We start from the raw sequence: 23,904 nt of genomic DNA on the forward strand, positions 1-23,904 counted from the left end.
CCGAATACCGCCCATAGCGTCACGGCGAAAACAGGCCATGCCAGACGACGGAGGACACGTGCGCAAGCTGCTGCCGATCATCACCTCGCATCAGGGGAGCGGCGGCCGTTCCGCCCTGACCTGCCGCTTCCGCTGCGGCGACGCCTGCTTCGGCGAGGTCCCGAACACCAGTGAGAACGAGTACGTCGGGGACGTCATCGCCGGTGCGCTCAGCCGCCGTTCGATGATGCGCGCCGCCGCCGTGGTGACCGTCGCCGCCGCCGCGGGCGGTGCGGTCATAGCGGACCCGGGCGCCCCGCAGGCAGCAGCCGCCGCGCCCACCGGCCGGCCCGGTGACAGGAAGAGCAAGGGGGCGCGCGGGCTGCGGTTCGCGCCCGTCGCGCCGAACACCGCCGACACCGTCACCATCCCCGCCGGCTACCAGCAGAGCGTCGTCATCCGCTGGGGCGAGCCCATCCTGCGCGGTGCCCCCGCCTTCGATGCGGCGAAGCAGACCGCCAAGGCGCAGGCCGGGCAGTTCGGGTACAACAATGACTTTCTGAGTCTGCTGCCCTTGCGGGGTGAGCACGGGCGCCAGGTTCTCGTCGCCAATCACGAGTACACGGACGAGCTGTTGATGTTCAAGGGGTACGACCCCGAGAACCCCACCCGTGAGCAGGTCGAGATCGCCTGGGCCGCCCACGGTCTGTCCGTCGTCGTGGTCGAGGGGGAGCGGAAGAGCGGGAAGCTGCGCGCCGTCAGCCGGCACCACCTCAACCGGCGCCTCACCGCCACCAGCCCCTTCCGGATCTCCGGCCCGGTGCGCGGCAGCGAGCTCGTCCGCACCAAGGCCGACCCGCGCGGCACCACCGTGCTCGGCACCCTCAACAACTGCTCGGGCGGCACCACCCCGTGGGGCACGACGCTGCACGGCGAGGAGAACTTCAACCAGTACTTCGCCAACGCGGAGAAGGTGACCGACCCGACGACCACCGCCCGCCTCAAGCGGTACGGCGTGACGGGCGCCGCCTCCGAGCGGAAGTGGGAGCGGTTCGACCGCCGCTTCGACCTCGCCCAGGAGCCCAACGAGGCCCACCGCTTCGGCTGGGTCGTCGAACTCGACCCGTACGACCCCGACTCGACCCCGCGCAAGCGCACCGCGCTCGGCCGCTTCAAGCACGAGGCCGCGCAGCCGCGCCTCACGGACGACGGCCGCCCGGTCGTCTACATGGGCGACGACGAGAAGTTCGACTACTTCTACAAGTTCGTCAGCAGCAAGCGCATGGCCAAGGGCACGTCCCGGGCCGCCCACGAGCACAACCTGACGCTCCTCGACGAGGGGACCCTGTACGTCGCCAAGCTGACCGGCGACTCGCCCGCGGCCGAGATCGACGGCAAGGGGACGCTCCCGGCGGACGGGGAGTTCGACGGCAGCGGCAAGTGGATCCCGCTCGCCACCGCGGGGCCCGGCGGCAAGGCCGTCTCGCACGTCGACGGCATGACCGCCGAGGAGGTGTACGTCTTCACGCGCCTCGCCGGTGACAAGGTGGGCGCCACGAAGATGGACCGCCCCGAGGACATCGAGCCGTCCCCGCACACCGGCAAGGTGTACGTGGCGCTCACCAACAACTCCGACCGCGGCAAGGCGGGCAAGGCCGGTGCCGACGAGGCCAACCCGCGCAACCTCAACAAGCACGGGCAGATCCTGGAGCTGACCGAGCGCCGCAACCGCGCGGACGCCACCACCTTCGGCTGGTCGCTCTTCCTCGTCGCCGGCGACCCGAACGACCCCTCGACGTACTTCGCGGGCTTCCCCAAGGAGCGGGTCTCCCCGATCTCCTGCCCCGACAACGTCGCCTTCGACCCGCACGGCAACCTGTGGATCTCCACCGACGGCAACCAGCTCGGCTCGCACGACGGCCTCTTCGGCGTCGCCACGCGCGGTGACCGGCGCGGCGAGCTCAAGCAGTTCCTGACCATGCCGACCGGCGCGGAGACCTGCGGCCCGATCGTGCAGGAGCGGCGCGTGCTCGTCTCCGTGCAGCACCCGGGCGAGGTCGACGGCGCGTCGGTGGAGAAGCCGGCGAGCGCCTGGCCCGACGGGCCCGGGAAGATCGTCCGCCCGTCGGTCGTCGCGGTGTGGCGCGAGGACGGCCGCGACATCGGCGTCTGATACGCCGGAGAGCGGGTGTGGGGGCGGGGGGCGTCAGCGGGTGGCCGGGATCAGTGTTCCGCCGGTCGTCCCGCGGGCGTCGCCGGCCCGCAGCAGCCACTCCGCGTAGGCGGGCGCCTGCCGGGCCGCCTCCCAGTAGGCGGCCTCCAGCTCGCCGTACACCGCGTCGAGCTCCTCCTCGGTGCGCGCCGTCAGGATGAGGCGTACGCCGAGGGGGTCGCCGTACAGGGGGCGTACGGCCATGTCGGTCCTGCCTCGTGAGGTCGGCTGGCAGAGGGTGACGACCTCGCCGGTGGCGACGAGGGAGGACGCGGTGAGGTAGTCGCCGTGCAGGACACGGGGGTTGAGGCCGGCCGCGGTCAGGACGCGGCGCAGGCCGTCCCACTCGCCGTCGACCGTCGGGTCCACCATCCAGCGGTCGTCCGCGAGGTCGGAGAGGCGTACGACGGGACGGTCCGCCGCCGGATGGTCGGCGGCGAGGGAGACGAACTGCGGCTCCCGGTCGAGGAGTATCCGTCTTCGCAGGCTCTCCGGCATCCGCAGCGGGCAGCCCTCCACCTCGTGCACGAAGGCGATGTCGAGCTGGCCGGTCTCCACCATGCGCAGCAGGGCATTCGCGGACACGTCCATCTGGAGGGACATCTCGGTCCCGGGCAGCCGTGCGCGCAGTCTGCGCAGCCAGCCCGGTATGGCACGGCTCGCCGTGGAGCCGATGCGCAGCTGCGGGCCCTCGGCGGTGCGGGTGGCGGCCGCCCTGGTCTCGGCGACCAGCGCCCGCATCTCCGTGACGAGGGGGCGGGCGCGGCTGAGGACGACCCGGCCGAGCTGGGTGGGGCGGCAGCCGGTGCGCTCGCGGGCGAAGAGCTGGCCGCCGAGCGCGTGCTCGATGCGCCGCAGCTGCGTCGTCAGCGACGGCTGGCTCATGCCGAGCTGCCGCGCGGCCTTGTGCAGGCTGCCGGTGTCGGCGATGGCGCACAGCGCGCGGAGGTGCCTGACCTCGAGCTCCATGGCCGTTGAGCGTAGAGGCGGTACGGCCGCCGCACCAGACGCTCAAACCCCATGAGAACCGGCCGATCTGGGCAGGCCGGGTCCCGGCGATAGCTCCGTGCTATCGCGAGTTGCCATCATCCCCACGCGTCACACGCTCCCCGACACTCACCGGTACCGAACCGTTCACCTTTCATCGACTGCCCCACGCGGTCGTGGAACGAGTAGGGAGCCCCCCACACATGAACAAGCGTTACCTGTCTGTCGCGGCCGTCCTCGGCCTCACCGTGGCCGGACTCGGCGCGACCTCGGTCTCGGCCTCCGCCGCGCCGGCCGGCCCTGTCGGCTCCGGCCAGTCCTCGTACGCCCGGTACGAGGGATCGGCCGCGGAGGCCAAGGCCAACAAGGCGTTCTTCGAAGCCGTCGTGAAGGCGGTCGCCGAGAAGCGCGCGGCCAACCCCGGAGCGAAGTCCGTGACCGTCACGTACGACGCGTCCGGCGCCCCGTCCTTCGCCCGGCAGATAGCCAGTTCCACGTCCATATGGAACAGCGCCGTCTCCAACGTCAAGCTCCAGGAGGGCAGTTCCGGCGCGAGCTTCGAGTACCGCGAGGGCAATGACCCGCGCGGCTCGTACGCGAGCACGGACGGCCACGGGAAGGGCTACATCTTCCTGGACCACGCGCAGAACCAGGAGTACGACTCGACGCGCGTCACCGCGCACGAGACCGGGCACGTGCTCGGGCTGCCCGACACGTACGACGGGCCGTGCAGCCAGCTCATGTCGGGCGGTGGGCCCGGGCCCTCCTGCACGAATGCGCAGCCCGATGCGGCGGAGCGCTCGAAGGTCGAGCAGCTTTGGGCGAATGGGTTCGCCAAGGCGCTGCACAAGGTTGGCGCCCGCTGAGCGCGGTGCTGTAAGGGATTTTCGGTTGTTGGGGAGCTGCGGGCCGGTTTGTGGCTGGTCGCGCAGTTCCCCGCGCCCCTTTTACCTACCCTTCGGTGAGGCCACCGCCCGTGCCGCGCCCACCTCCTGGCGTAGGGGCTCCAAGACGCTCTCCTTGGAGTTGTCCGTGAAGTTCGCGTGGCCCTTCTCCAGGATGACCGACTTGCGCAGGCGGTCCGCCAAGCCCTCCAGTTCGCGAGCGACTTCGGCCACCTCCTCCGGAGTCGGGGGTTTCGCGCCGTGCCGGATGCGGACCCTTGCCGCCGTCGTGGCGTCGAGGATGCGTTCCACGGCGACGACCAGCGGCCACCAGGCGGCTGCCCGCGTGCCGGTGGGCGGCGGCTCGGTCAGGGCGCGCTGGAACTCGGAGCGGATGACGGACAGGTCGCGGTAGAGGCCGCGGCGCATGCGGGCGCGCTCGGCGGGTTCCCCGTCGGTGCCGAACGCGCACTCCACGTACCGCGCGGTGTCCGCCACCGCGTCCGCGAGCCGGTCGCCGATCCGGGTGCCCCAGCTCTCCGGCCAGAGCAGATATCCGGCGACGAGCGTGATGCCGCAGCCGATCAGGCTGTCGACGAGGCGCGGCACGACGAGGCCGAGGCCCTGGTGGTTGAGGATGTCGGAGAGCAGCAGGATGACCGGGGTGATCGCCGCGGTCTGGTAGCCGTAGCCGCGGGTGGTGAGGGCCGGGATGAGCGGGGCCAGGAGCATCATCACGGGCACGTCCCACCAGCCGTGGGGGACCTCCGCGAGGACCGCCGCCGCGACCACCAGGCCGGCCGCCGTGCCGAGCGCGCGCAGGACGGCGCGCGAGAAGACCGAGCCGAAGTCGGGCTTGAGGACGAAGGTGACGGTGAGCGCCACCCAGTACGACCTGGGGACTTCGACGAGGGAGACCAGGGCCTGGGCGACGCCGATGCAGAGGGCCAGCCGCAGGCCGTAGCGCCATGAGGTGCTGGACAGGATGACGTTGCGGGCGGCGCGGCGGGCGCGGACGCGCAGGGCGGCGGGGCGGCCGAGGCGGTCGTCGGCCGCGATGACGCCGAGCGGGTCGGGGTCGGCGAGGGTCTCCGCCGCGTGCAGCACGGCGTGGTCGAGGGCGCGGGCGGCGTGGTCCTGGGGTTCCGGGATGCGGGCCGCGGCGCGGGTCGCAGGTGCGCTGACGGTGGCGTGCGCGGTCGCGCCTCGCTCCACCGCGTCCGCGAGCGCGCGGACGGCGTCCGGGACCTCGGGCGGCAGGCGTACGCAGGCGTGGCGGGCGGCCTGGTCGGCGGCGGGGGCGGCCTCGACGATCGGGATGAGGGCGTTCAACTGGGCGACGAGCCGGACCAGTTCGGGGTTGCGGCCGTGGTCGCGGGTGCGCCGGGCGAGGACGAGGTCGTAGCTCTGGTTCAGGGAGGCCGTCACGGCGGTGCGCGCATCGCCGTACGCGTCCGTGCCCGCCGCATCCAGCAGCGCCGCCACCAAGCGGTAGGAAGCGGCGACGGCGGAGCGTTCGGGGACGCCGGAGCGCAGCGGCCAGGCGAGCAGGGCGAGCGCGAGGACGAGGAGCCCGCCGCCGGTCATCAGGGCCGGGGCGAGCCACCACTCCCCCGGCATCGGCAGCCCGGCGCCGACCACGCAGTTGAGCAGCAGGAGCAGGCCCGACACGGAGGCGACGGCGCCGATCGTCGACATCATCCCGGAGACCAGCGCGACGAACGTGACCGCGCCGACCGCCACCCAGCCGTGCCCGAAGACGAGCGAGCCGAGGGTGACGCCGATGGCGCCGAAGAGCTGCGGCACGGCGATGTTGAAGATCCGCATGCGGTAGGCGTCGGCGGTGTCGCCGATGACCCCGGAGAGGGCACCCATGGAGGCGAGCGCGCCATAGGTGGGCTTGCCCGCGAGGATGCCGACGGCGAGGGGGAGCGCCATCGCCACGGAGGCGCGGGCCACGGCCGCCCAGGGGATGGGCGCGGACTGCGGCTTGAGGGACCTGACCAGCCAGTCGGGTGGGGTGAGCGGGCTCAGTGAGACCGGACGGGCGGTACGGGACTCTCGGGGCATGCGCCCATTATCGGTGCTTTACGTTACTTTCCCGGGCCGGGCGATCAAGGCCCGGCAGGGCACCCCGGTCAACGCTCCCTTTCGGCTTCGTACAGGGTCAGGGTGACGGCCAGGGCCCGGTGGTCGGTGTCGCCGATGTCCAGGAAGCGGGCGTCGCGGGCGGCGAAGTCCGGGGTGGCGAGGACGTGGTCGATCTGCGCGCCGAGCGGCGCGGGCGCGGCGGCGGGCCAGCTCGGGGTGCGCGAGGACCCGGCGAGGCGGGCCGCGTCGCGCAGCCCCTCGTCCAGGAGCGCACGGAACGCGGCGTGGTCCTGGGTGGCGTTGAAGTCCCCGGCGACGATGGTGGGCCGCCCGCCTCCCGCGGCCGCGTACTCCTGGAGCTTCCGCAGCTCGGAGCGCCACAGGCCGACCTCGCGGGGCAGCGGCGGCATGGGGTGCGCAAGCTGTACGCGTACGGGATGTCCGTCGACGTCGGCGACGGCGCCGGGCATGCCGAGGGTGGCCTTGACGCCGGCCGCGCTCTTGAGCGGGAACTTGGAGAGGATGACGGAGCCTTCGGCGCCGTACGCCTCGACGGCCTCGCGGTGCGGGTAGTCGGCGCGGGGCAGCTCCTTGCGGAGCAGGGCCGAGCAGGCCGGGTCGCACTCCTCCACGAACAGCAGATCGGGCCGCTCCTTGCGGACAGCCCGGACCAGGCCCGGGGTGCCCTGCCCGAACTCGACGTTCGACGTCAGCACGCGCAGCTCGGCGACGGCGGAGCCGCGGGGCGTGTCGGTGTTCCCGTACGGCTCCATGTACCAGGCGACGAGGCCGAGCGCGACGACGCCCCACAGCATGCCGGTCCGCCACCGCACGAGCACGGCCATCAGCAGCCCTGCCCCTGCGGGCGCGAGCAGCCAGGGCAGGAACGCGAGCAGCTGCGGCACGGGCGTGAAACCGTCCGAGTCGGCGACCCGGAAGCCGATGACGGCGCTCACCCCGGCTAGCAGCAGCCCGGCACCCCACGCGGCGGCGCGCCCCGCACGCCGTCGCGGCGCCGGTTCGTCCCGGCCCTCGTCGGCGGCCGTGCTGTTGACGTCGTTCACGCTGTCCACGCTGTTCACGCTGTCCAAGGGGACGGGCCTCTCGTCGTCGGTGGCTGTGGTGCCTGTCGCTCCCGCCGGGCGCATCCTCCCTCAGAGACGGGGTGGGACCTACGACGGTTGCCCATCGGGCGGGAACCGCAGGAAGGGGCGGTCGGCGGGGGCGACGGCGTCGGGCGGTCCCGTGGCCGCGAGGACGACGTCGAGGACGCGGTCCGGGTCGGCGGCGTAAATCGCGAACCAGGCCATGTTGGCCTCGACCACGGCCCACCGGCCGTCGGCCAGCACGCCGACGTCGAGGACGACGGCACGGGGAAGCCGCGGTCCCGCCCCCGCACAGTGCGCGAGGACCCGCCCGGCGAAGGCGCGGGCGCCGTCGCTGAGCGGCCCGGGGCCGAGCAGCCCGCGGACCGCGTACCGGCTGCCGGTGACGACCCGCCCGTCGAGCACGAAGCACCGGTACTCGGCGGCGAAGTCGACGACGTCACAGACGAGTACGGCGGCGTCGTCCGTGACGCGGGCCGCGGCGTCCGGAGGCGGCAGTCGCGAGCCGTCCGGGTACACGGCCGCCGGAAACGACTTCTCCGACGGCGGCTTCACAAAGGCGGCCCGCCGCAGCCGCCGCGCCTCACCGAGCGTCGTCGACTCCACGCGGCGGCACGTGAGGTCGTACGGCAGGGCAGCGAGCCAGCCGTCGGCCGGTTCGAGCAGCGCGATACCGGCGCGGCCGGCGACCCGGTCGGCGGCGAGGGGCCCGCCGTACCAGTGCACGGCCGGCCCCGGGCCCGGGGGCGCGACGGGCAGCCGCGCCGACACGCGCAGACCACGCCGGACGGCCGCCTCGGTGAGCAGCACGGCGGTAGAGCTGCGCGGGTGCGGGGCCAGCAGAACGGCAGGTCCGGGCGTACACATGCTCGGTGACGGTAATCGAACCGACCGGTCACCACCCGCGAGTTTCCGTGTACGCGGACCTACGCAGACCTATGACGGCGGTCGCTCAGGCGCGGTAGGAGCCACATCGCCAGAGCCACGACGAGTCCCGTCGCGATGATCACCCAGGCCGTCACCCGCAGCGTCTCCGTCAGCGCGTCGTACACCGCGCCCGCGGCGTCGCGTGAGATGTCCGGGGGGAGGTCGTCGAGGGTCAGGGCGCGGCCGGTCGCGACGGCGGCGGCCAGGACCGCGGCGGTGAGGGCCATGCCGAGCGCCGTGGCGGTGACGGCCCTGCGGCGGCGGGCGGCGAGCAGGACGCCCGCGACGGCGAGGACGGCCGCCGCCACCGCGGGCCAGACCCCCGCCACCTGCAACGTGTGGAAGCTCTTCCACAGCCGGCCGAGGTCCTCGGACTCCAGGACCGTGATCTCCGTGTGCTTCACCGGGATCTTCGACGCGAACGGCACGCCGTCGTCCTCCAGTTGCCGCTTGATCTGCTCGGTGATGGGCGCGAGGTCGATGGTGACCTCGCCGTTCGAGTCGTCGTTGAGGGCGGACTGCACGGCGTCGTGCGCCCCCCGGTTCGCCGCCTTCCAGGCTGTCCGGTACGCCCCGGTCTCGGTGAACGACCGCACCGCGTCCCGTACGAACGACTCGACCGCGCCCCGCAGCGGTCCCACGTCGATCTCCTTCATCACCGAGTCGGTGACGGCGTCCGCCACCGCCGCGCGCACCGCGGGGTCGGAGGCGAGCGGCGCCATCGTGGCGACGTAGCTGTCCCGGTCCCCGATCTCGTACTTCGCCCAGGCGGAGAGCGCCCCGAACGGCACCAGGAGGCAGGCGAGGACGAGGAGGACGGCGGACAGGGCGGGGCGGACGCTTTTCGGCACGCGTCCAAGGCAAGGCCCCGATCACGCGGGGCGCGACCGGGGCGACTGCATATGGGGCAACGAAGTCAGCCGCACAAGCGGCCAACACCCGCTACTTGCGGTTGTACAGACGCATCGTCACCGGCCCGAACACCGCCACCAGGAGCAGCGCCCAGCCGAACGTCCACGCCAGCTCCGTCGTCGGCGACGTGCCGTCCATCAGGGCGCGGACCGCCGAGGAGACGTGGGTGATGGGGTTGTTGTTGACGAAGGCCTGCAGCCAGCCCGGCATCGTCTCGGGCTTCACGAAGATGTCGCTGAGGAACGTCAGCGGGAAGATCACCATCATGCTGACGCCCATCACCGACTTCTCGGTGCGCAGCAGCAGCCCGAACATCGTCCAGATCCACGAGAAGGCGAAGGAGAAGACGAGCAGGACCGCGATGCCCGCCACGACGCCGACGAAGCCGCCGTCCGGGCGGTAGCCCATGATGAGGCCGACGGTCAGGATCACCACGGAGGCGATGGCGTAGCGCAGGGCGTCGCCGAGGAGGTAGCCGACCATCACCGAGGGCCGCCAGATCGGCAGCGTACGGAACCGGTCGAAGACGCCCTTCTCGATGTCGGTGTTGACCGAGACGCCCGTGTACATCGTGATCATGACGACGGACATCACGAGGATGCCGGGCAGCAGGTACTGGATGTACTCGCGCGGCGACCCGGCCAGCGCCCCTCCGAAGAGGTAGGTGTACATCAGCACCATCATGATCGGGAACGCCGTGACGTCGAAGAGCTGCTCCGGCACGTGCTTGATCTTGAGGATGGCGCGCCAGCCGAAGGTGAGGCAGGCGGAGAGCGCGGTCGGCCTTGCCGGGCGCTCGGTGGCGATGAGGAGCTCGGCGAGGGACTCGGCCCTGACGGGTGCGAGTTCCTGGGTCTCGGTGGGGGCGGGGGCGCTCATGCCGTGGCCTCTTCCTTCAGGTCCTGCACGTCTTCCGTCACGGGTGCCCGGTGGCCGGCGTCCGCGCCGGTCAGGGCGAGGAACACCTCGTCGAGGCTGGGCTGGCCGAGCGAGAAGTTGTCGACGGTGATGCCGGCGAGGGCCAGCTCGGCGAGCGCCCGGGACGCCTGCTCGGCCGCGCCGCCGCCGTTCCGCTCGCCGTGGGTGCCGACGCGGGCCGTCAGGGCCACCGGGTCGGGCTCCAGCTGCACCGGCGCGTCGAGCACCGCGCCGAGCAGCCGGGCCGCCTCCTCGCGCCGCGCGGCATCCCGCAGCCGTACATGCACCGAGCCCGCGCCGACCGACGCCTTGAGCTCGCCCTTGGTGCCCTCCGCGATGACCTTGCCCTTGTCGATGACGGCGATGCGGGCCGCCAACTGGTCGGCCTCGTCGAGATACTGGGTGGTGAGCAGGACCGTCGTGCCGTGGCCGACGACCGCGCGCACGATGTCCCAGACCTGGTTGCGGCTGCGGGGGTCGAGGCCCGTCGTCGGCTCGTCGAGGAAGAGCAGGTCCGGGGTGTTCAGGATGGACGCGGCGATGTCGATGCGGCGCCGCATGCCGCCCGAGTAGTTCTTCACCTGCCGGGCGGCCGCGTCCGTCAGGCCGAACGCTTCGAGGAGCTGCCCTGCCCGGTCCCGCGCCGCCTTCCTGGCGTGCCCGGTGAGGCGGCCGAGCAGGACGAGGTTCTCCATGCCGGTCAGGTCCTCGTCGACCGACGCGTACTGCCCGGTGAGGCTGACCCGGCTGCGTACGGCGTCCGCCTCGCGCACCACGTCGTGGCCGAAGACGTGCGCCTCGCCCCCGTCCGGGCGCAGCAGGGTGGCGAGCATCTTGACCGCCGTGGTCTTGCCCGCGCCGTTGGGCCCGAGCACGCCGTAGACCGTGCCGGCCGGGACGGTGAGGTCGATTCCGTCGACCGCGCGGTTGTCGCCGAAGGTCTTCACCAGACCCGCGGTCTCGATGGCCGTGCCGCTCATGTCCGCCCGCCTTCTCGCAAGGGGTTCCGCGAAGGAGTGTCGTAGGGGCAGACCGGGTCCGCCCCGGAAACTCATCGGTCTCCAGGCTAGAACCGTCTCCGGTGGAGCGCTGGGCCGAACGGGTGTTTCCTGGATGAGGGGATCAGGAGGCTGATCATGCGAATCGCTCTGGGCCTGGGGGCGGCCTGCGCGGCGGCCGTACTGACGGCAGGAACCGCCGCCACCGCCACAGCCACTACATCCGTAAGTCCCGCATCCGTAAGTCCCGCCCACAACGACGACGTCATCTGGGGCACCGTCGTGTCCGGCCCCGACCTGAAGGTCAGGGACGAACCGAGCACCCGCGGCACGGTCCTCGCGAAGCTGCCGTACGGCAGCGAGGACCGCGTCAAATGCGCCGTCAAGGGCACCACTGTGCACGGTGACCCGCACTGGTACTGGCTGGAGGGCGTCCGCGGCTGGGTGAGCGCGGCGTACATCGACACCGGCGGCCGGCACGTGCCGAGCTGCCCGTCGTCCCAGGACCCGTGCCCGCAGTGGCGCGACAAGGACCACCGGGACCACAGGGACTGCGACCACGACCACGACCCGTGTGCGTACCGCGATCACTGACGTACGCCCTGTGCGCGCACCGCGATCACTGACGTACGCGTACGCCCCGTGCAGAGAAGGGAACCGTCATGGCACATGCCGCGCCCACTCACGCTCACTACACGCCCCGCACCACGCCCGGCGCACGCGCCACCCCGACCTCCGCGGCCCGCTGGGCCGGTCTCGCCCTGCTCGCGGGGGTCGTCTACGGCCTCTGGGCCTGTGCGATCCGGCGCGACGGCGGGCCGATCACCACCGGGAACGTCCTGTTCGGTGTGGTGACCGGCCTGGTCTTCGCCGCCCTCATGTTCGCCCTGCACCGGGTGGCGCCCGCGCTCCCGCGGGAACTGCGCGCGCTGTCCTGGACGGCGTTCGCGGGGATCGCGTTCGGCTTCCTCTACAGTCTCGGCGGGGCGAGCGTGCTGCGGTCCACCGTGATGGCGCTGGTGGTCGCGGCGGGCGTCTTCGCGGTGACGTTCTACCGCTACTACACCACCGAGTGAGCTCGGTCCCGGTCTCGGTCCCGGTCCCGCTCCCGGCCCGCCCCGCGCCCCAGCCGGTGCGCGACGAGCAGTGAAGCGGCCAGCACCAGACCCGAGTTGACGGCCACCGCCACGCTCACCCCGGACAGGACGGCCTGCGGATCAGCGCCCGCACCCGTCCCTGTCCGGGCCGCCACGATCGCGCTCATCACCGGGATGCCGAGGGTGATGCCGACCTGCTGGGTCATGGTCGCCAGACCGGTCGCAAGGCCCTGCTCGGAGTCGGCGACGCCCGAGGTGGCGGTCACCATGAAGCCGACGATGAGCACCATGTTGCCGACGCCGCCGACGAACGTGGCGGCCAGCAGCAGATACAGCCAGCCCCCGGACGTCCCGAGGGCCACCAGGGACAGCGTGGCGGCGGCCTGCACCGCGCCTCCGCCGAGGATCGCCGCCCGGCCGCCGAACCGGCTCACCACCCGCCCGCCGAGCAGCCCCCCTGCCACCGTGCCGAGACCGAGGACGCCGAAGGCCAGACCGGTGGCGAGCGCCGAGTAGCCGAGGACCTCCTGGAGGTAGAGCGTCAGGAGGAAGACCAGTGAGGTCTCCGTGGCGAAGGCGATCAGCCCCGCCGTGTTGCCCCAGACGACCGTGCGGCGCCGCAGGATGCGGACGGGCACGAGCGGCGCGGGCGAGCGCCGCTCCACGAAGTGGAAGGCGACGAGCAGGGCGACGCCCGCGAGCAGCGCGGCGAGCGCGACGGGGTCGCCCCACCCGCTCTCGCCCGCCCGAGTGAGCCCGTGGACGAGCGCGAGAAGGCCGCCGGTGACGGTGACCGCGCCGGGCAGGTCGAGGCGGTGTCTGCAGACGATGCGCGACTCGGTGAGGAGGGCCGGGGCGAGGGCGACGACGGCCGCGGCGACCGGCACGTTGATGAGGAACGCCCAGCGCCAGGAGAGCAGTTCGGTGAGGAGCCCGCCGAGGACGGCGCCGGTGGTGAAGCCCGCCGACATCAGCGCTCCGTTGAGGCCGAGCGCCCGGTCCCGCAGCGGCCCCTCGCGAAAGGCCGTGGTGAGCAGGGCGAGCCCCGCCGGGGTGACCGCCGCGGTCGCCAGGCCTTGCAGCACCCGGGCGGTGAGCAGGACCTCCGGCGTGGTGGCGAGGCCGCCCAGGGCCGAGGAGAGCCCGAGGAGCGCCATGCCCCCGACGAACAGCCGCTTCCGCCCGAACAGGTCGGCGATCCGCCCGAGGAGGAGCGTGAAACCGGCCGCGGCGAGCGCGAAGGCCGTGGAGATCCACTGGAGGTGGGCGAGGGAGAAGCCGAGCCCCTCCCCGACGACGGGGAGGGTGACGTTCAGGATCGAGAAGTCCACGGCGACCATGAACTGCGAGCCGAGGAGGAGGGTCAGGACCAGCTTCTGGCGGCCGGTCATGCGCACGCGCACGCTGCCCGGGCCGGTGCCCGCCGAGATCTCGACGGCGCTCACAGCGCGTCCAGCTCGACCGCGCGGGCCATGGCCCGGTAGCCGGCGTCGTTCGGGTGCAGGTGGTCCCCGCTGTCGTACGCGGGCGCGATCCGCTCCGGGTCCTTCGGGTCGGCGAGGGCCTTGTCGAAGTCGACGTACGCGTCGTACTCGCCGGACGTCCGCACCCACCGGTTGAACTCGTCGCTCACGGCGGCCGCGTGCTCGCCGTAGTGGTCGGAGCCGCCGAGCGGGAGCAGGGTGGCGCCGACGATCCGGACCCCCTTGGCGCGGGCCTGGCGTATCAACTCCCGGTGGCCGTTGATGAGGTCGCGGGCGGAGACGACCGGCGCCGGCTTGTAGGTGGGCTTGTCGGTCTCGCTGAAACCGATGTCGTTGAGCCCTTCGAGGACGACGACCGTGCTGACGCCGGGCAGGTCGAGGGCGTCCCGCGCGAAGCGGTTGGTGCTCTTCTCGCCGTACCAGGCCGAATCGTTGAGGACCATGTTGCCGCCGATGCCGGCGTTGAGGACGGGCCTCGGCCGCCCCGCCTCGTCGAGGCGCTCGGCGAGGGCGTCGGACCAGCGGCGGTCGCGGTCGGTGGAGGAGGCGAAGCCGTCGGTGATGGAGTCGCCGAAGAGGACGACACCGTCGCGCCGCTGCCGGGCCTCGCCGTCCACGTCCACGCCCGCGAGGTAGTACCAGGACTCGGTCGACTCGCCGAAGGCGCGGCCCGCGGTGTCGGCGGAGTGGTCGCCGTCCGCGCGGTAGCTGGTCGCGAAGGACTGCGCGTGGAAGGTGGCGGGTCCCGTGGTCTGGGCGAGGTGCAGGGTGACGGTGACGGACTCGAACGGGTCGAGCTCCAACCCGACGGCATCGCTGGACAGTTGACCGTGGGCAGGGACGGTGACGAACCGCTTCCCGCCGAACGTGAGGTGTCTGACCGAGCCCTTCTCGACCGACGCCCCCTTCTTCGTACGGGCGATGGTGGCACCCGCGACCTTCAGCGGCGAGGTGCCGTACGCGTTGGAGAGCCGGATGCGGGCCCTGTCGCCGCCCTCCGTGACGCGGACGACCTGGCGCAGGGTCTGGCCGTCGAAGCCCGCCTCCGACCAGTTGGGCTTGAAGCCGGTGCTGGGGCGCTGGGGGGCGGCGGCCCAGGCGGCGGTCCAGGACGGGCCGGTGGCGGTGCGCTCGGGGGACGCCTCGGCACCGGTCACGGCGAGGGTCGTGGTCAGGGCGAGAGCGACGGCGCCGGCGGTGACGGCGAGGGACGTGCGGGCACGCGAAATCATCGGGATCTCCTGGCGGTTGAAGAGAGAGGGTGTCCGTCCGGCGGGTCGCCGTCCTGACTCCTCAAAGATCCGCCGGACGCGATCCCCCATCAACGGCGATCCGTGAAACGATCGACGCGCTCAGGCTTATCGATGCAGGTCACAGTGGGTATGACGGTGGGTACCGGGGGGTACGTGGTGGAGCGGCAAGAGCTGGAGACCTTCTTGACCCTGGCCGAGGAGCTGCATTTCGGCCGCACGGCCGAGCGGCTGCTGCTCTCCCAGGCCCGGGTCAGCCAGACGCTGAAGAAGCTGGAGCGCAGGATCGGCGCCCCGCTCTTCGAGCGCACCAGCCGCGTGGTGCGGATGTCCCCGCTGGGCCGTCAGCTGTACGAGGATCTGGCGCCCCTGCACGCCCGGATGGAGGCGGCCGTGGCCCGCGCCAAGGACACGGCGCGCGGCGTCGACGGCGAGCTGAACGTCGGCTTCCTCGGCTCGGGCGCGGGCACGCTGACCGCCCCGATCCTGGCGATGTTCCGGGAGCGCTGCCCGCACGTCGAGGTGCGCATGCGGGAGACCCAGTTCCAGGACCCGCTGGGCGCGCTGCGCGGCGGCGACGTCGACCTGCTCTTCACGTGCCTGCCGGTCGAGGAGCCGGACCTGACGGTCGGCCCGGTCGTCATCAACGAACCGCGCATGCTGGCGATGCCGCTCGGCCACCCGCTCGCCGGCCGCACGTCGGTCTCCCTGGAGGAGCTGGCGGGCGAGACGTTCTTCGGCGTCGTGAACGGCGCGCCCGCGTACTGGTGGGACTTCCACGTGCCGCCGCGCACGCCGAGCGGACGCGAGATCCACCGCGGCCGCGCCGTCGCGTCCTTCCAGGAGCTGATGACCCTCGTCGCGACGGGCCAGGGCATCTCACCGGTCGTCGCGTCAGTGGAGAAGTACTACGCGCGGCCCGACGTCACGTTCGTACCCCTGCGGGACGTGCCGTCCGCCGATGTGGCGCTGATCCACCGGACGGCGGGCGTCGGCGCCCGGGCGGAGGCGTTCATCCGTGCGGTGGAGGACGCGATCGCGGCGAACGGCGGTCCGGCGCCGTACTGAGCGCGAGCCACGTGGGGGCTTCTCAGGGGCCGGCGACGTCCGAGCGGTCGTTGCACAGCGCCCAGATGACGAAGACGCCGATCGCGATCGAGATGAGCGCCCAGATGGGGGTGTACGGCAGCCACAGGAACTGCGCCACGATGGCCAGCGCGGCCAGCGCGACGCCGCTGGCCTTCGCCCAGCTCGCACCCTTGAGGATGCCCCAGCCGACGACGGCCACGAGGATGCCGAGGACCAGGTGGATCCAGCCCCACGTGGTGAGGTTGAACTTGTAGACGTAGTCGCCGATCCGCTCGTAGACGTCGTCCTTGGCGATGCCCGCGACGCCCTCGAAGATGCCGAGGATGCCGTTCACCATCATCAGGACACCGGCGAACATGGTGCCGCCCGCGGCCCACCCGCTCTCCCGGGTCGGGTGCGGCTCGTGTGTTCCGTGGCCGGGCCGGTGCGGCGCGCTCGCGCTGCTCATGGCCACCACCCCCTCATCTCTCTGCTCGGGTCTCAGGTGGACTCACAGCCTGTGACGTCACGAGGGGCGGGGCGAGCGGTGCTGGGCCGAACGGGTGGGGCGGTGTTTCCGTTTCCCGCGAACGCTCAGGAGGCGGCGGCCACGACGCGGGTGATCTCCGCCGTCATCCGCCGGATGCCCGGCGACCGCACCGGGCACGGCCGTGACCTGGCCGTGGTCGGCGCCAGGCAGAAGTGCAGGAAGTCGTCGCCGCGGTGCATGGCCGTACGGCCGCTGCCCGGCTCCGTGCAGTACGCCGGGTGCCGCGTCTCGTACGCCGTGCACGGCAGCTTCTCGACCCACGTGTAACGGCCCGATGCCGGGCTGACCGTCCGCCCCGCGTCGGCGACGAGCCCGCCCGACGCCTTCGCCTGCGCCCGGTAGACGGCGTTGACGCGCCGCACGCGGTCGGGTGTCATCGCGTCGGGCCCCTGTAGGACCCACACGACACGGGTCCGGCCCGAACCGGCGGCGGCGTCGATCTGCGCGGCGAGCCGCCGCGCGTCGGCGGCGTACCGGTCGAAGTACTTCGCACGCTGTTTGTCGTACGTGATGCCGTCCATGCACGGCGTGTAGCCCCACGCGTTCCCCCAGAACTGGAGGACGACATAGTCCGGCCGCTCGGCCCGCACCAGCGCGGCCGCCTTGTCCTTGTCGGGTACGAGGGAGTCCTTGCCGGTCCCTTCGAGGTAGTCGCAGAGGGTGGTGCCGGAGTACGGGGCACTGCGGTAGCGGGCGCGGAGGCCGTCGCGGAGCTGCGCGCCGAGGACGTCCTGGTTCTCCATGGCGAGGGAGTCCCCGAGGTAGAGGACCTTCGGGGCATTCGGAGCCTCTGGGGCCTTCGGTGCCTCTGGGGCCTTCGACCGCGGCTTTTCCGCGGCACGCTGCCGCGTGGTGGAGGACGGCGAGGGCTCCCGGGGCGCCGCGGCCCCGGGTGGTGCCTCGGGCGCGTCGGCCGGTGCCGCGCCCCCGGAACCCGATCCGGGGTCGCCGCAGGCACCCAACAGCAGCACGCCGGCCAGCAACCCCGGCAGCACCCCCGCGCTCCACAGCTTCCGCATGCGGCAACTCCCGCCCCAGTCAGCCGAAACGGGCACCAGGCAAGCACACGCGGGAGGGGGAGGGAAGGCATCCGCATGCCAACTGCGCTCCTGAGGGCGGACGGTGGCGCTTCAGTAGCGGAGAGCCGTGGTGACGTCGGCCTTCACGTCGTCGCCGTCGAGTTTGTGCGTGCTGCGAGCCGTGGCGTCCTTGGACGTGCCTGCGGGGACGCCGGAAACCTTGGTCACGACCGTGTCCAGAAGCTTGCCGTCGGCATCCTTGAAGGTGACCTGGACGGCGAAGGACTTCGACGAGTCGGCGCGGTTCTCGGCCGTGACCTTCACGGTGGTGCGGCCGTCCTTGTCGGTCGACGGCTCGCCGAGCCGTACGTCGTCCTTGGCGTCGACGCCGCCCCTTGACCTCGTGGATCTTCCCGCCCGCCCGCGCGGTCGCGGAGGCCACCGCCGAAGCCGCCCGGCTGGCCGCGTCCGAGGCGGTGCCGCCGGCCATGCCGCCTCCGTGACTCGCTCCAACTGGTCCCCCCCCAGTGAAGATCAGCGAGGCGGAGGCCGCATGCCGGAAGGGTCCGAACCGCTCAGCGCGCGACGTACTGCGTCAGGATCGCCTGCACCTCGTAGATGTCGACGCCCTTCGTGAACGTCTTCTGCATCGGCGCCGGGTTGCCGGAGATCCAGATCTTCAGCTCCGCGTCGAGGTCGAAGTGCCCCGCCGTCTCCACCGCGAAGTGCGTGATGCTGCGGTACGGCACCGAGTGGTACTCGACCTTCTTGCCGGTGATCCCCTGCTTGTCGACCATGATCAGCCGACGGTCGGTGAACAGCATCGTGTCGCGTATCAGCGTGTACGCGGCGTGCACCTGCTCGCCGTGACCGAGCAGCCGCGCGTAATCACTCTGCGCCTTCGCCGGGTCGACGGTGTGCGCGTTTCCGAACAGTGCCATGTCAGGCCCCCCACTCACTCAACTTCGATGAACCGTCACTGTATAGGTGACGCGTTTCTGCCCAGGTGGTTCAGGTAGCTCGGGTGGTTCAGGCGTCCGTCAGTCAGGGGGCGGTGAAGCCCGTGCAGTCGATGCTGGAGTAGTCGTCGGGCGCCCGGACCACGTGGAACTCGACCGCCCAGTCGCCCGGGTCGTTGGCCGTCGGAATCGCCTTCTTCGTGCCCACCTGAGGAATCCGGGTCGCGAAGTCGTCCGGGTAGGTGGCGGTCTTCCAGTCGTCGGGTTCCTTGCCGCCGTACAGGTCGACGGGCTTGCTCGCGTATCCCATGGCCCGGTTCTCGGTGGGAAGACCGGCGACGGGGCGGCCGGTGTCGGGATCGATGTCGTGCGGGGGTTTGACGGTCACGGCGACGTAATACTTCTTGGCTTTTCCGGCCTTGTCGCGGGAGGAGCTGAAGGCGTACTTGTCGCGGAAAGCGATCTTCACGGTGCCGTCCCGTCCGGGCACGACGGAACGCTGGAAGCCGGACGGCCCGCGCACTTCGGAGGGCACGTTGCAGGCGTCGTCTTCGGAGTTCCAGAAGACGCGGCTTATGCGGTCGGCGTTGATGTGGGAGGGGCCGCCGCCCCTGGACGCCTGATCGCCCGCTCCGGATCCGGTCCCGGACCCGGATCCCGACTCCGGTTCCTTGTTCCCACGCTCGGTCCGGCCCCCGTCGTCCGGCAGCAGCTGGATGGCGACGAGTGTGAGTGCGACGGCCGAGGCCGCGGCGGCCGTCGTGATCGCGGCGAGCTTGAACCAGTACGGCTTCCGGCGCGGGGGCGGGGGCGGGCCCGCAGGCTGCGTAGGGAAGTGGGCGAACGCTTCGGGAGCGGGAGTGGGGGAGGGGGAGGGTGCGGCGGTGATCCCCGCGAGGGACGCATACGCCGGGTCGTCCACGAGTGCGGACCGCACGGCGCACCGCTCGATCACCTCGGCCGAAGTCGGCCGGTCACCGGGCGCCTTGGCGACGCACGCCTCGATCAGGGCCGCAAGACCCGGTTCGACGCCGGCCAGGTCGACCGGCTCGTGCACGGCCCGGTAGCTCACCCCGGCCGCCGCGCCCGCACCGAACGGCGGACGTCCCGTGGCCGTGTACGCCAGCGTCGCGCCCAGCGCGAACACATCGGCGGCCGGCCCGACTTCATTACGTATCAGCACTTCCGGCGCGGTGAACCCGGGCGTACCCGGAGCCAGACCGGTGTCGGTCAGCGCCGTGTGTCCGTCCCCGCGCGCGATGCCGAAGTCGATGAGCTGCGGGCCCTGGCCGCCGAGGATGACGTTCTGCGGTTTCAGGTCGCGGTGTGTGATGCCGTACGCGTGCACGGCGGCGAGCCCCTCGGCCAGCGCGGCGAACAGCTTGCGGCAGGTGTCGGCGGGGAACGGCCCGCGCTCGGCGACGGCGGAGCCGAGCGTCGGCCCCTTCACGTACTCGGTGGCGAGCCAGTAAGGGGCCGCGTCGAGCGACGCGTCGATCAACTGGGCGGTGTACGCGCTGCGGACGACCCGCACGGTCTCCACCTCGCGCCGGAACCGCGCGAGGGCCTCCGGATGATCGGTGATCTCATCCTTGATCACTTTGATGGCCACGAGCCGCCCACCGGGCGACCGCCCGAGATAGACCTGCCCCATGCCTCCCGCGCCGAGGCGCGCGACAAGGGTGTACCGACCGATCGACTGCGGGTCCTGAGGCCTGAGCGCATCCACGGCACAAGGGTGCCGCACGCGCCGGATGATCTCTACGGGGAGGCGGCCGGGCCCGAGTTGCCCGGGTCGACCGGCAACCGTGCCGGGCCGACCGGCAGCCGCGCCGGGTCGAGCTGGGCGCCGCGCGTGAAGGCGAGACCGAAGGCGTCCTCTCCCAGGGCAGCCCTCGCCGCGGCTGTGATCCGGTCGACGTCACCGCGTTCTGCGGGCGGGAGGGGCGCCCCCACGCTCCTGCGGGCCGCGTCCGCCGCGCCAAGGAGCAGGGCGGCGCGCTCCGGCGCACCGGAGACGGCCGCCGCACCCGCCAGGCCCTCCAGGGAGAGGGCGACGGCGCGTGGCTCGGCGAGCAGGCGGGCGGTGCGGAGGCCGCGGAGGTGGTGGGCCTCGGCGCCGGCCGTGTCACCGCGCAGCTCGGCGATGAAGCCGAGCTCGGCGTGGTGCAGGTGATCGCCGGCCAGGGAGGACACGTCGGCGTGGCGGTCGCGGATGCGCTGCAGGTACGTCTCGGCCGCGGCGAGGTCGCCGACGCGGCGCGCCCCGAGCGCGAGCCCCATCTCGGCGTGGATCTCCCCGTACCGGTAGCCGTACTCGGCGGCCAACCGCCGCGCCTCCTCATGGAGTTCGCGCGCCCGCTCCCAGTCGCGGGTGAGCAGGGCCAGCCGGCCGAGCCCGGAGAGCCGCGCGGCGACCTCGGCCTGAAGCCCGAGCTCACGGGCGATGGCCAGGCCTTCCTGCTGGCGGCGGGCGGCTTCGTCGTAGTCGCCCCGGATCTCGGCGAGGGTGGCGAGGGGCGTGGCGGCCTGCAACTCGCCCCACCGGTCGCCCAGTTCGGCGAACAGCCCGGCCGCGCGCCGCCCGTCGTCCCCGACGGTGTCGAGTTCCCCCCGAAGCAGGGCGTGCATCGCACGCAGGCCGAGCGCGGCGGCGGTGACCCACCGTTCGCCGACCGCTTCGGCGAGGGCAAGCACCCGAGCGTTGACCTCCTCGCTCGCGAGGGGCTCACCCGCACTGAAGAGGCCGTAGGCGTAGAGCCAGAGGATGCGGAGGTCGGTGTCGCGGAGGTCAACGGCAGAGGGAAGGTGAGCGGCGCGCCCCGCTGCTGCTCCGAGCCCGTGGCTGCCCCCTCTCTCGCCGGTCAGCAGGGCGAACGCATCCCTGAGAAGCCGGAGTTCACCCGCATCGGGCGCGACGTCGAGCACCGTGGAAAGCGAACGGCGGGCCTCGGCCAGCCGCCCGCGCAACAGCCACCACCAGCCGAGCGCGCCACCGAGTCGCAGGGCTTCTTCGGCGCGCCGGTCGGAACTCCGCCGCACCACTTCTCGGGCACCCTGGCCGGAGGCCCCCCGCACCGCTTCCTCCAGCGCCGCGCGCAGGTTCGCCGCCTCGGCGTCGAGGAGTTCGAGCCACACGCGCTGCTCACCCCCGCGAAGGTGCGGCTCGGCACGTTCGGCGAGGTCCAAGTAATAGCGAAGGTGGCGTTCGCGTACGCCACCGAGATCTTCCATCTCGCGCAGCCGCTCCATGGCGTACGCGGAGACGGACTCCAGGAGCCGGTAGCGCGGGCCCGTCCCGGCGGGCCCCGGCGCCATGACGACCAGGGAACGGTCGACGAGGCGGGTCACCAGGTCCAGAACCTCGTCCCGGGTCACACCGTCACCCGCGCACACCGCCTCCGCCGCGTCCAGCGTGCAGCCGTCGCGGTGCACGGCCAGGCGGCGCAACACGATGCGTTCGGGGGCGCTGAGCAGCTCCCAGCTCCAGTCGATCACCGCCCGCAGGGTCTGCTGGCGGGCCGGCGCACCGCGCTGCCCCGAGGTAAGCAGCCGGAAGCGGTCACCGAGCCGTTCGGACAACTCCCTTACCCCCAGGGCGCGTACACGCGTGGCCGCGAGTTCGAGGGCGAGCGGGATGCCGTCGAGACGACGGCAGATCTCCGCGACGGCCGCCTCCTCGGCGCCACCGGGGGTGACCGTGAAACCGGGCGCCGCGGCACGGGCACGGGCCACGAACAGGTTGACCGCGTCGGCGGCCGGCAGCGGCTCCACCAGGAACACGGCCTCACCGGTGAGGCCCAACGGCTCCTGACTGGTGACCAGCACGCGCAGCCCCGGCGCGGCTCGCAGCAGCGTGTCCGTGAGCTCGGCGGCCTCTTCGACGACCTGCTCGCAGTTGTCGAGAACGAGCAGCATCCGGCGGCCGCGCAGGGCGGCGGCGAGGCGTTCGGTGGGGGTGGGAGGCCTGACTGTGCCACCCCCGGCCGAGCCGGAGCCCGTCGGCCCGGGTGGACCGGAGTCCATCGGCCCGGGTGGGTCGGAGTCCATCGGCTCGGACCATCCGGAGCCGGAGCGGGAGCCCGAGCCCGAGCCGGAGCCCGGTGGCCCCGACGGTATGTCGTCCCGGAGGCCGAGGACACCGGCCACGGTCTGAGCGAGATCGGCGACGCCGCTCCCGCCCCGCAGCCCGGCGAACTCGACGAGCCAGACGCCGTCAGGGAAGGCGGCGCGCCCTTCGCTCCCACCCGCCTGCCGGCCCGCGACCTCCACAGCGAGCCGCGTCTTACCGACACCCCCGGACCCGGTGAGCGTCACAAGCCGCCCGGCGCCGAGAAGCTCTCCCGTCTCCGCCACGGCCCGCTCCCGCCCGACGAGCGCGGTGAGGGAAGCGGGGAGATTGGTGCGAACGCCGACGGACCCGACGGGAGGCTCGACTACGGGTGAGGGGGCCGGAGCGTTACCCAGGCTCGAACCGAGACCGGAAGCCGGGCCGGAACCGGGCCCGGGTTCGGGGCCGGAGCCCGATCCCGAACCGCGCCCGGAGCCGAGGTCCGAACCCAGCGCCTCACCGGCCCCCGCCCTCAACCACCCAGCACCGCCGTCGCCTCCAGCACCACCGCCACCGCCAACACCCCCACCCGCCCCCAACCCCGGCTCCTGGCGCAGTATCGCCTCATGCAGCGACACCAACTCCGGGCCGGGATCGAGGCCAAGTTCCTCCGACAGCTGCTGTCGTAGCGCCGCGTACGAGGCGAGGGCCTCACTCTGGCGGCCCGCCAGGTAGAGCGCGCGCATATGCACGCCCCGCAACCGTTCACGGAGCGGGTGCCGGGCAACCAGTTCTGCCAACTCACCCGTGAGCAACGCATGTTCGCCCGCCTCGAGGCGTGCCTCAGCCTGTTCCTCCACCACGGCGAGGCGCTGCTCGGCGAGCCGGTCGGCTGCCGCCCGTACGAACGACTCGTCGGCGAGATCGGCGTAAGCGGGCCCGCGCCACAACGCAAGCGCCCGCGTGAGCACATCAGCCCGCCCACGCGCATCCGCCACGCCACGCGCCTCCTCGACGAGAGAACGGAAACGATCCGCGTCCACCTCGTCACCGGCCGCCACATCAACACGCAACTGATAACCGGGCGCCTGGTACACCACGCGGTCACGGCCGAGGGCGCGGCGCAGCTGCGAGACCTTGGCCTGGAGGGCGTTGGCCGGATTGCGCGGCGGCGCGTCGCCCCACAGGTCGTCGATGAGCCGGTCGGCGGAGACCGGCCGCCCCTCGTGCACGAGCAGGTCGGCCAGGAGCGCCCTGACCTTCGCCTCGGGAACCTTGACCGGCTCCCCCTCGCCGTCCCACACCGCCAGTGGACCCAGCACCCCGAACCGCATGTGGATCACCGTACACACCGGTGACCGGCCCACAACGCCCCGTCAGCGGATCATCAGCGCCCCCGAAGCACCCGCGAG

At 72.4% G+C, this 23,904-nt stretch carries 20 protein-coding genes; 5 read left to right on the plus strand and 15 right to left on the minus strand.

Annotated features, from left to right (window positions below; translation table 11 throughout):
* The first annotated feature begins 58 nt into the window (after positions 1–58).
* Positions 59–2,152, plus strand: coding sequence for a PhoX family protein (locus ACH4D5_RS14490; RefSeq protein ID WP_398302006.1), 2,094 nt, complete (start codon positions 59–61; stop codon positions 2,150–2,152).
* A gap of 33 nt (positions 2,153–2,185) precedes the next feature.
* Here ACH4D5_RS14490 and ACH4D5_RS14495 read toward each other — a convergent pair whose 3' ends face one another.
* Complete coding sequence (locus tag ACH4D5_RS14495) at positions 2,186–3,160, minus strand: LysR family transcriptional regulator (RefSeq protein WP_398302009.1); 975 nt, start codon at positions 3,158–3,160, stop codon at positions 2,186–2,188.
* Positions 3,161–3,381: 221 nt separating this feature from the next.
* Between ACH4D5_RS14495 and snpA the strand changes: the two genes are divergently transcribed.
* Positions 3,382–4,044 (plus strand): snapalysin, encoded by a 663-nt coding sequence (gene snpA, locus ACH4D5_RS14500; RefSeq protein ID WP_398302011.1) that lies wholly within the window; start codon positions 3,382–3,384, stop codon positions 4,042–4,044.
* Positions 4,045–4,125: 81 nt separating this feature from the next.
* Here snpA and ACH4D5_RS14505 read toward each other — a convergent pair whose 3' ends face one another.
* The 6 genes from ACH4D5_RS14505 to ACH4D5_RS14530 all read right to left on the minus strand — a co-directional run bounded on the left by ACH4D5_RS14505 (position 4,126) and on the right by ACH4D5_RS14530 (position 10,996).
* Entirely contained in the window at positions 4,126–6,132 is a 2,007-nt protein-coding gene (locus ACH4D5_RS14505; RefSeq protein ID WP_398302013.1) for an FUSC family protein, read from the minus strand.
* Between the two features lie 68 nt (positions 6,133–6,200).
* On the minus strand, positions 6,201–7,226 hold the full coding sequence (locus ACH4D5_RS14510) for an endonuclease/exonuclease/phosphatase family protein (RefSeq protein WP_398302015.1): 1,026 nt from the start codon (positions 7,224–7,226) through the stop codon (positions 6,201–6,203).
* 99 nt (positions 7,227–7,325) lie between these two features.
* Positions 7,326–8,126, minus strand: a complete 801-nt coding sequence (locus ACH4D5_RS14515; RefSeq protein WP_398302017.1) for an ATP-grasp domain-containing protein — start codon at positions 8,124–8,126, stop codon at positions 7,326–7,328.
* 59 nt (positions 8,127–8,185) lie between these two features.
* Positions 8,186–9,037: a hypothetical protein gene (locus tag ACH4D5_RS14520; RefSeq protein ID WP_398302019.1), complete on the minus strand. Its 852-nt coding sequence runs from the start codon at positions 9,035–9,037 to the stop codon at positions 8,186–8,188.
* Positions 9,038–9,128: 91 nt separating this feature from the next.
* Positions 9,129–9,977, minus strand: a complete 849-nt coding sequence (locus ACH4D5_RS14525; RefSeq protein WP_398302021.1) for an ABC transporter permease — start codon at positions 9,975–9,977, stop codon at positions 9,129–9,131.
* On the minus strand, positions 9,974–10,996 hold the full coding sequence (locus tag ACH4D5_RS14530) for an ATP-binding cassette domain-containing protein (RefSeq protein WP_398302023.1): 1,023 nt from the start codon (positions 10,994–10,996) through the stop codon (positions 9,974–9,976). The genes ACH4D5_RS14525 and ACH4D5_RS14530 overlap by 4 nt, the downstream gene beginning before the upstream one ends.
* Positions 10,997–11,152: 156 nt before the next feature.
* Here ACH4D5_RS14530 and ACH4D5_RS14535 point away from each other — a divergent pair, with 156 nt between their 5' ends.
* Together ACH4D5_RS14535 and ACH4D5_RS14540 are read left to right on the plus strand one after the other, a co-directional pair.
* A complete protein-coding gene (locus ACH4D5_RS14535; protein ID WP_398302025.1) occupies positions 11,153–11,608 on the plus strand; it encodes an SH3 domain-containing protein in 456 nt (151 codons plus the stop codon).
* A 68-nt stretch (positions 11,609–11,676) separates the two neighbouring features.
* Positions 11,677–12,090: a hypothetical protein gene (locus ACH4D5_RS14540; protein WP_398302028.1), complete on the plus strand. Its 414-nt coding sequence runs from the start codon at positions 11,677–11,679 to the stop codon at positions 12,088–12,090.
* Here the strand turns inward: ACH4D5_RS14540 and ACH4D5_RS14545 are convergent.
* Together ACH4D5_RS14545 and ACH4D5_RS14550 are read right to left on the minus strand one after the other, a co-directional pair.
* On the minus strand, positions 12,075–13,502 hold the full coding sequence (locus ACH4D5_RS14545) for an MFS transporter (protein ID WP_398302614.1): 1,428 nt from the start codon (positions 13,500–13,502) through the stop codon (positions 12,075–12,077). The genes ACH4D5_RS14540 and ACH4D5_RS14545 overlap by 16 nt on opposite strands.
* 50 nt (positions 13,503–13,552) lie before the next feature.
* A complete protein-coding gene (locus ACH4D5_RS14550) occupies positions 13,553–14,827 on the minus strand; it encodes an SGNH/GDSL hydrolase family protein (RefSeq protein WP_398302030.1) in 1,275 nt (424 codons plus the stop codon).
* Positions 14,828–14,977: 150 nt separating this feature from the next.
* Here ACH4D5_RS14550 and ACH4D5_RS14555 point away from each other — a divergent pair, with 150 nt between their 5' ends.
* Positions 14,978–15,913, plus strand: a complete 936-nt coding sequence (locus ACH4D5_RS14555) for a LysR family transcriptional regulator (RefSeq protein WP_398302032.1) — start codon at positions 14,978–14,980, stop codon at positions 15,911–15,913.
* 22 nt (positions 15,914–15,935) lie between these two features.
* Here ACH4D5_RS14555 and ACH4D5_RS14560 read toward each other — a convergent pair whose 3' ends face one another.
* The 6 genes from ACH4D5_RS14560 to ACH4D5_RS14585 form a co-directional block, all read right to left on the minus strand.
* Positions 15,936–16,382, minus strand: a complete 447-nt coding sequence (locus tag ACH4D5_RS14560; RefSeq protein WP_398302034.1) for a hypothetical protein — start codon at positions 16,380–16,382, stop codon at positions 15,936–15,938.
* Between the two features lie 125 nt (positions 16,383–16,507).
* Positions 16,508–17,482, minus strand: a complete 975-nt coding sequence (locus tag ACH4D5_RS14565) for an SGNH/GDSL hydrolase family protein (RefSeq protein WP_398302036.1) — start codon at positions 17,480–17,482, stop codon at positions 16,508–16,510.
* Positions 17,483–17,593: 111 nt separating this feature from the next.
* On the minus strand, positions 17,594–17,806 hold the full coding sequence (locus ACH4D5_RS14570) for an FxLYD domain-containing protein (protein WP_398302038.1): 213 nt from the start codon (positions 17,804–17,806) through the stop codon (positions 17,594–17,596).
* A gap of 251 nt (positions 17,807–18,057) precedes the next feature.
* Positions 18,058–18,423 (minus strand): PH domain-containing protein, encoded by a 366-nt coding sequence (locus ACH4D5_RS14575; protein WP_398302040.1) that lies wholly within the window; start codon positions 18,421–18,423, stop codon positions 18,058–18,060.
* A gap of 103 nt (positions 18,424–18,526) precedes the next feature.
* Positions 18,527–20,170 (minus strand): serine/threonine-protein kinase, encoded by a 1,644-nt coding sequence (locus ACH4D5_RS14580; protein ID WP_398302042.1) that lies wholly within the window; start codon positions 20,168–20,170, stop codon positions 18,527–18,529.
* 32 nt (positions 20,171–20,202) lie between these two features.
* A complete protein-coding gene (locus tag ACH4D5_RS14585) occupies positions 20,203–23,826 on the minus strand; it encodes an AfsR/SARP family transcriptional regulator (protein ID WP_398302044.1) in 3,624 nt (1,207 codons plus the stop codon).
* Positions 23,827–23,904 lie beyond the last annotated feature (78 nt).

This window comes from Streptomyces sp. NPDC018029 (genome assembly GCF_044327655.1).
Taxonomy (GTDB): domain Bacteria; phylum Actinomycetota; class Actinomycetes; order Streptomycetales; family Streptomycetaceae; genus Streptomyces.

Coding starts and splice junctions, on each gene's coding strand:
- ACH4D5_RS14495 (WP_398302009.1), bottom strand. CDS start 3,160: ATGGAGCTCGAGGTCAGGCACCTCCGCGCGCTGTGCGCCATCGCCGAC.
- snpA (WP_398302011.1), top strand. CDS start 3,382: ATGAACAAGCGTTACCTGTCTGTCGCGGCCGTCCTCGGCCTCACCGTG.
- ACH4D5_RS14505 (WP_398302013.1), bottom strand. CDS start 6,132: ATGCCCCGAGAGTCCCGTACCGCCCGTCCGGTCTCACTGAGCCCGCTC.
- ACH4D5_RS14515 (WP_398302017.1), bottom strand. CDS start 8,126: ATGTGTACGCCCGGACCTGCCGTTCTGCTGGCCCCGCACCCGCGCAGC.
- ACH4D5_RS14525 (WP_398302021.1), bottom strand. CDS start 9,977: ATGAGCGCCCCCGCCCCCACCGAGACCCAGGAACTCGCACCCGTCAGG.
- ACH4D5_RS14530 (WP_398302023.1), bottom strand. CDS start 10,996: ATGAGCGGCACGGCCATCGAGACCGCGGGTCTGGTGAAGACCTTCGGC.
- ACH4D5_RS14535 (WP_398302025.1), top strand. CDS start 11,153: ATGCGAATCGCTCTGGGCCTGGGGGCGGCCTGCGCGGCGGCCGTACTG.
- ACH4D5_RS14540 (WP_398302028.1), top strand. CDS start 11,677: ATGGCACATGCCGCGCCCACTCACGCTCACTACACGCCCCGCACCACG.
- ACH4D5_RS14545 (WP_398302614.1), bottom strand. CDS start 13,502: ATGACCGGCCGCCAGAAGCTGGTCCTGACCCTCCTCCTCGGCTCGCAG.
- ACH4D5_RS14550 (WP_398302030.1), bottom strand. CDS start 14,827: ATGATTTCGCGTGCCCGCACGTCCCTCGCCGTCACCGCCGGCGCCGTC.
- ACH4D5_RS14555 (WP_398302032.1), top strand. CDS start 14,978: ATGACGGTGGGTACCGGGGGGTACGTGGTGGAGCGGCAAGAGCTGGAG.
- ACH4D5_RS14560 (WP_398302034.1), bottom strand. CDS start 16,382: ATGAGCAGCGCGAGCGCGCCGCACCGGCCCGGCCACGGAACACACGAG.
- ACH4D5_RS14565 (WP_398302036.1), bottom strand. CDS start 17,482: ATGCGGAAGCTGTGGAGCGCGGGGGTGCTGCCGGGGTTGCTGGCCGGC.
- ACH4D5_RS14575 (WP_398302040.1), bottom strand. CDS start 18,423: ATGGCACTGTTCGGAAACGCGCACACCGTCGACCCGGCGAAGGCGCAG.
- ACH4D5_RS14585 (WP_398302044.1), bottom strand. CDS start 23,826: ATGCGGTTCGGGGTGCTGGGTCCACTGGCGGTGTGGGACGGCGAGGGG.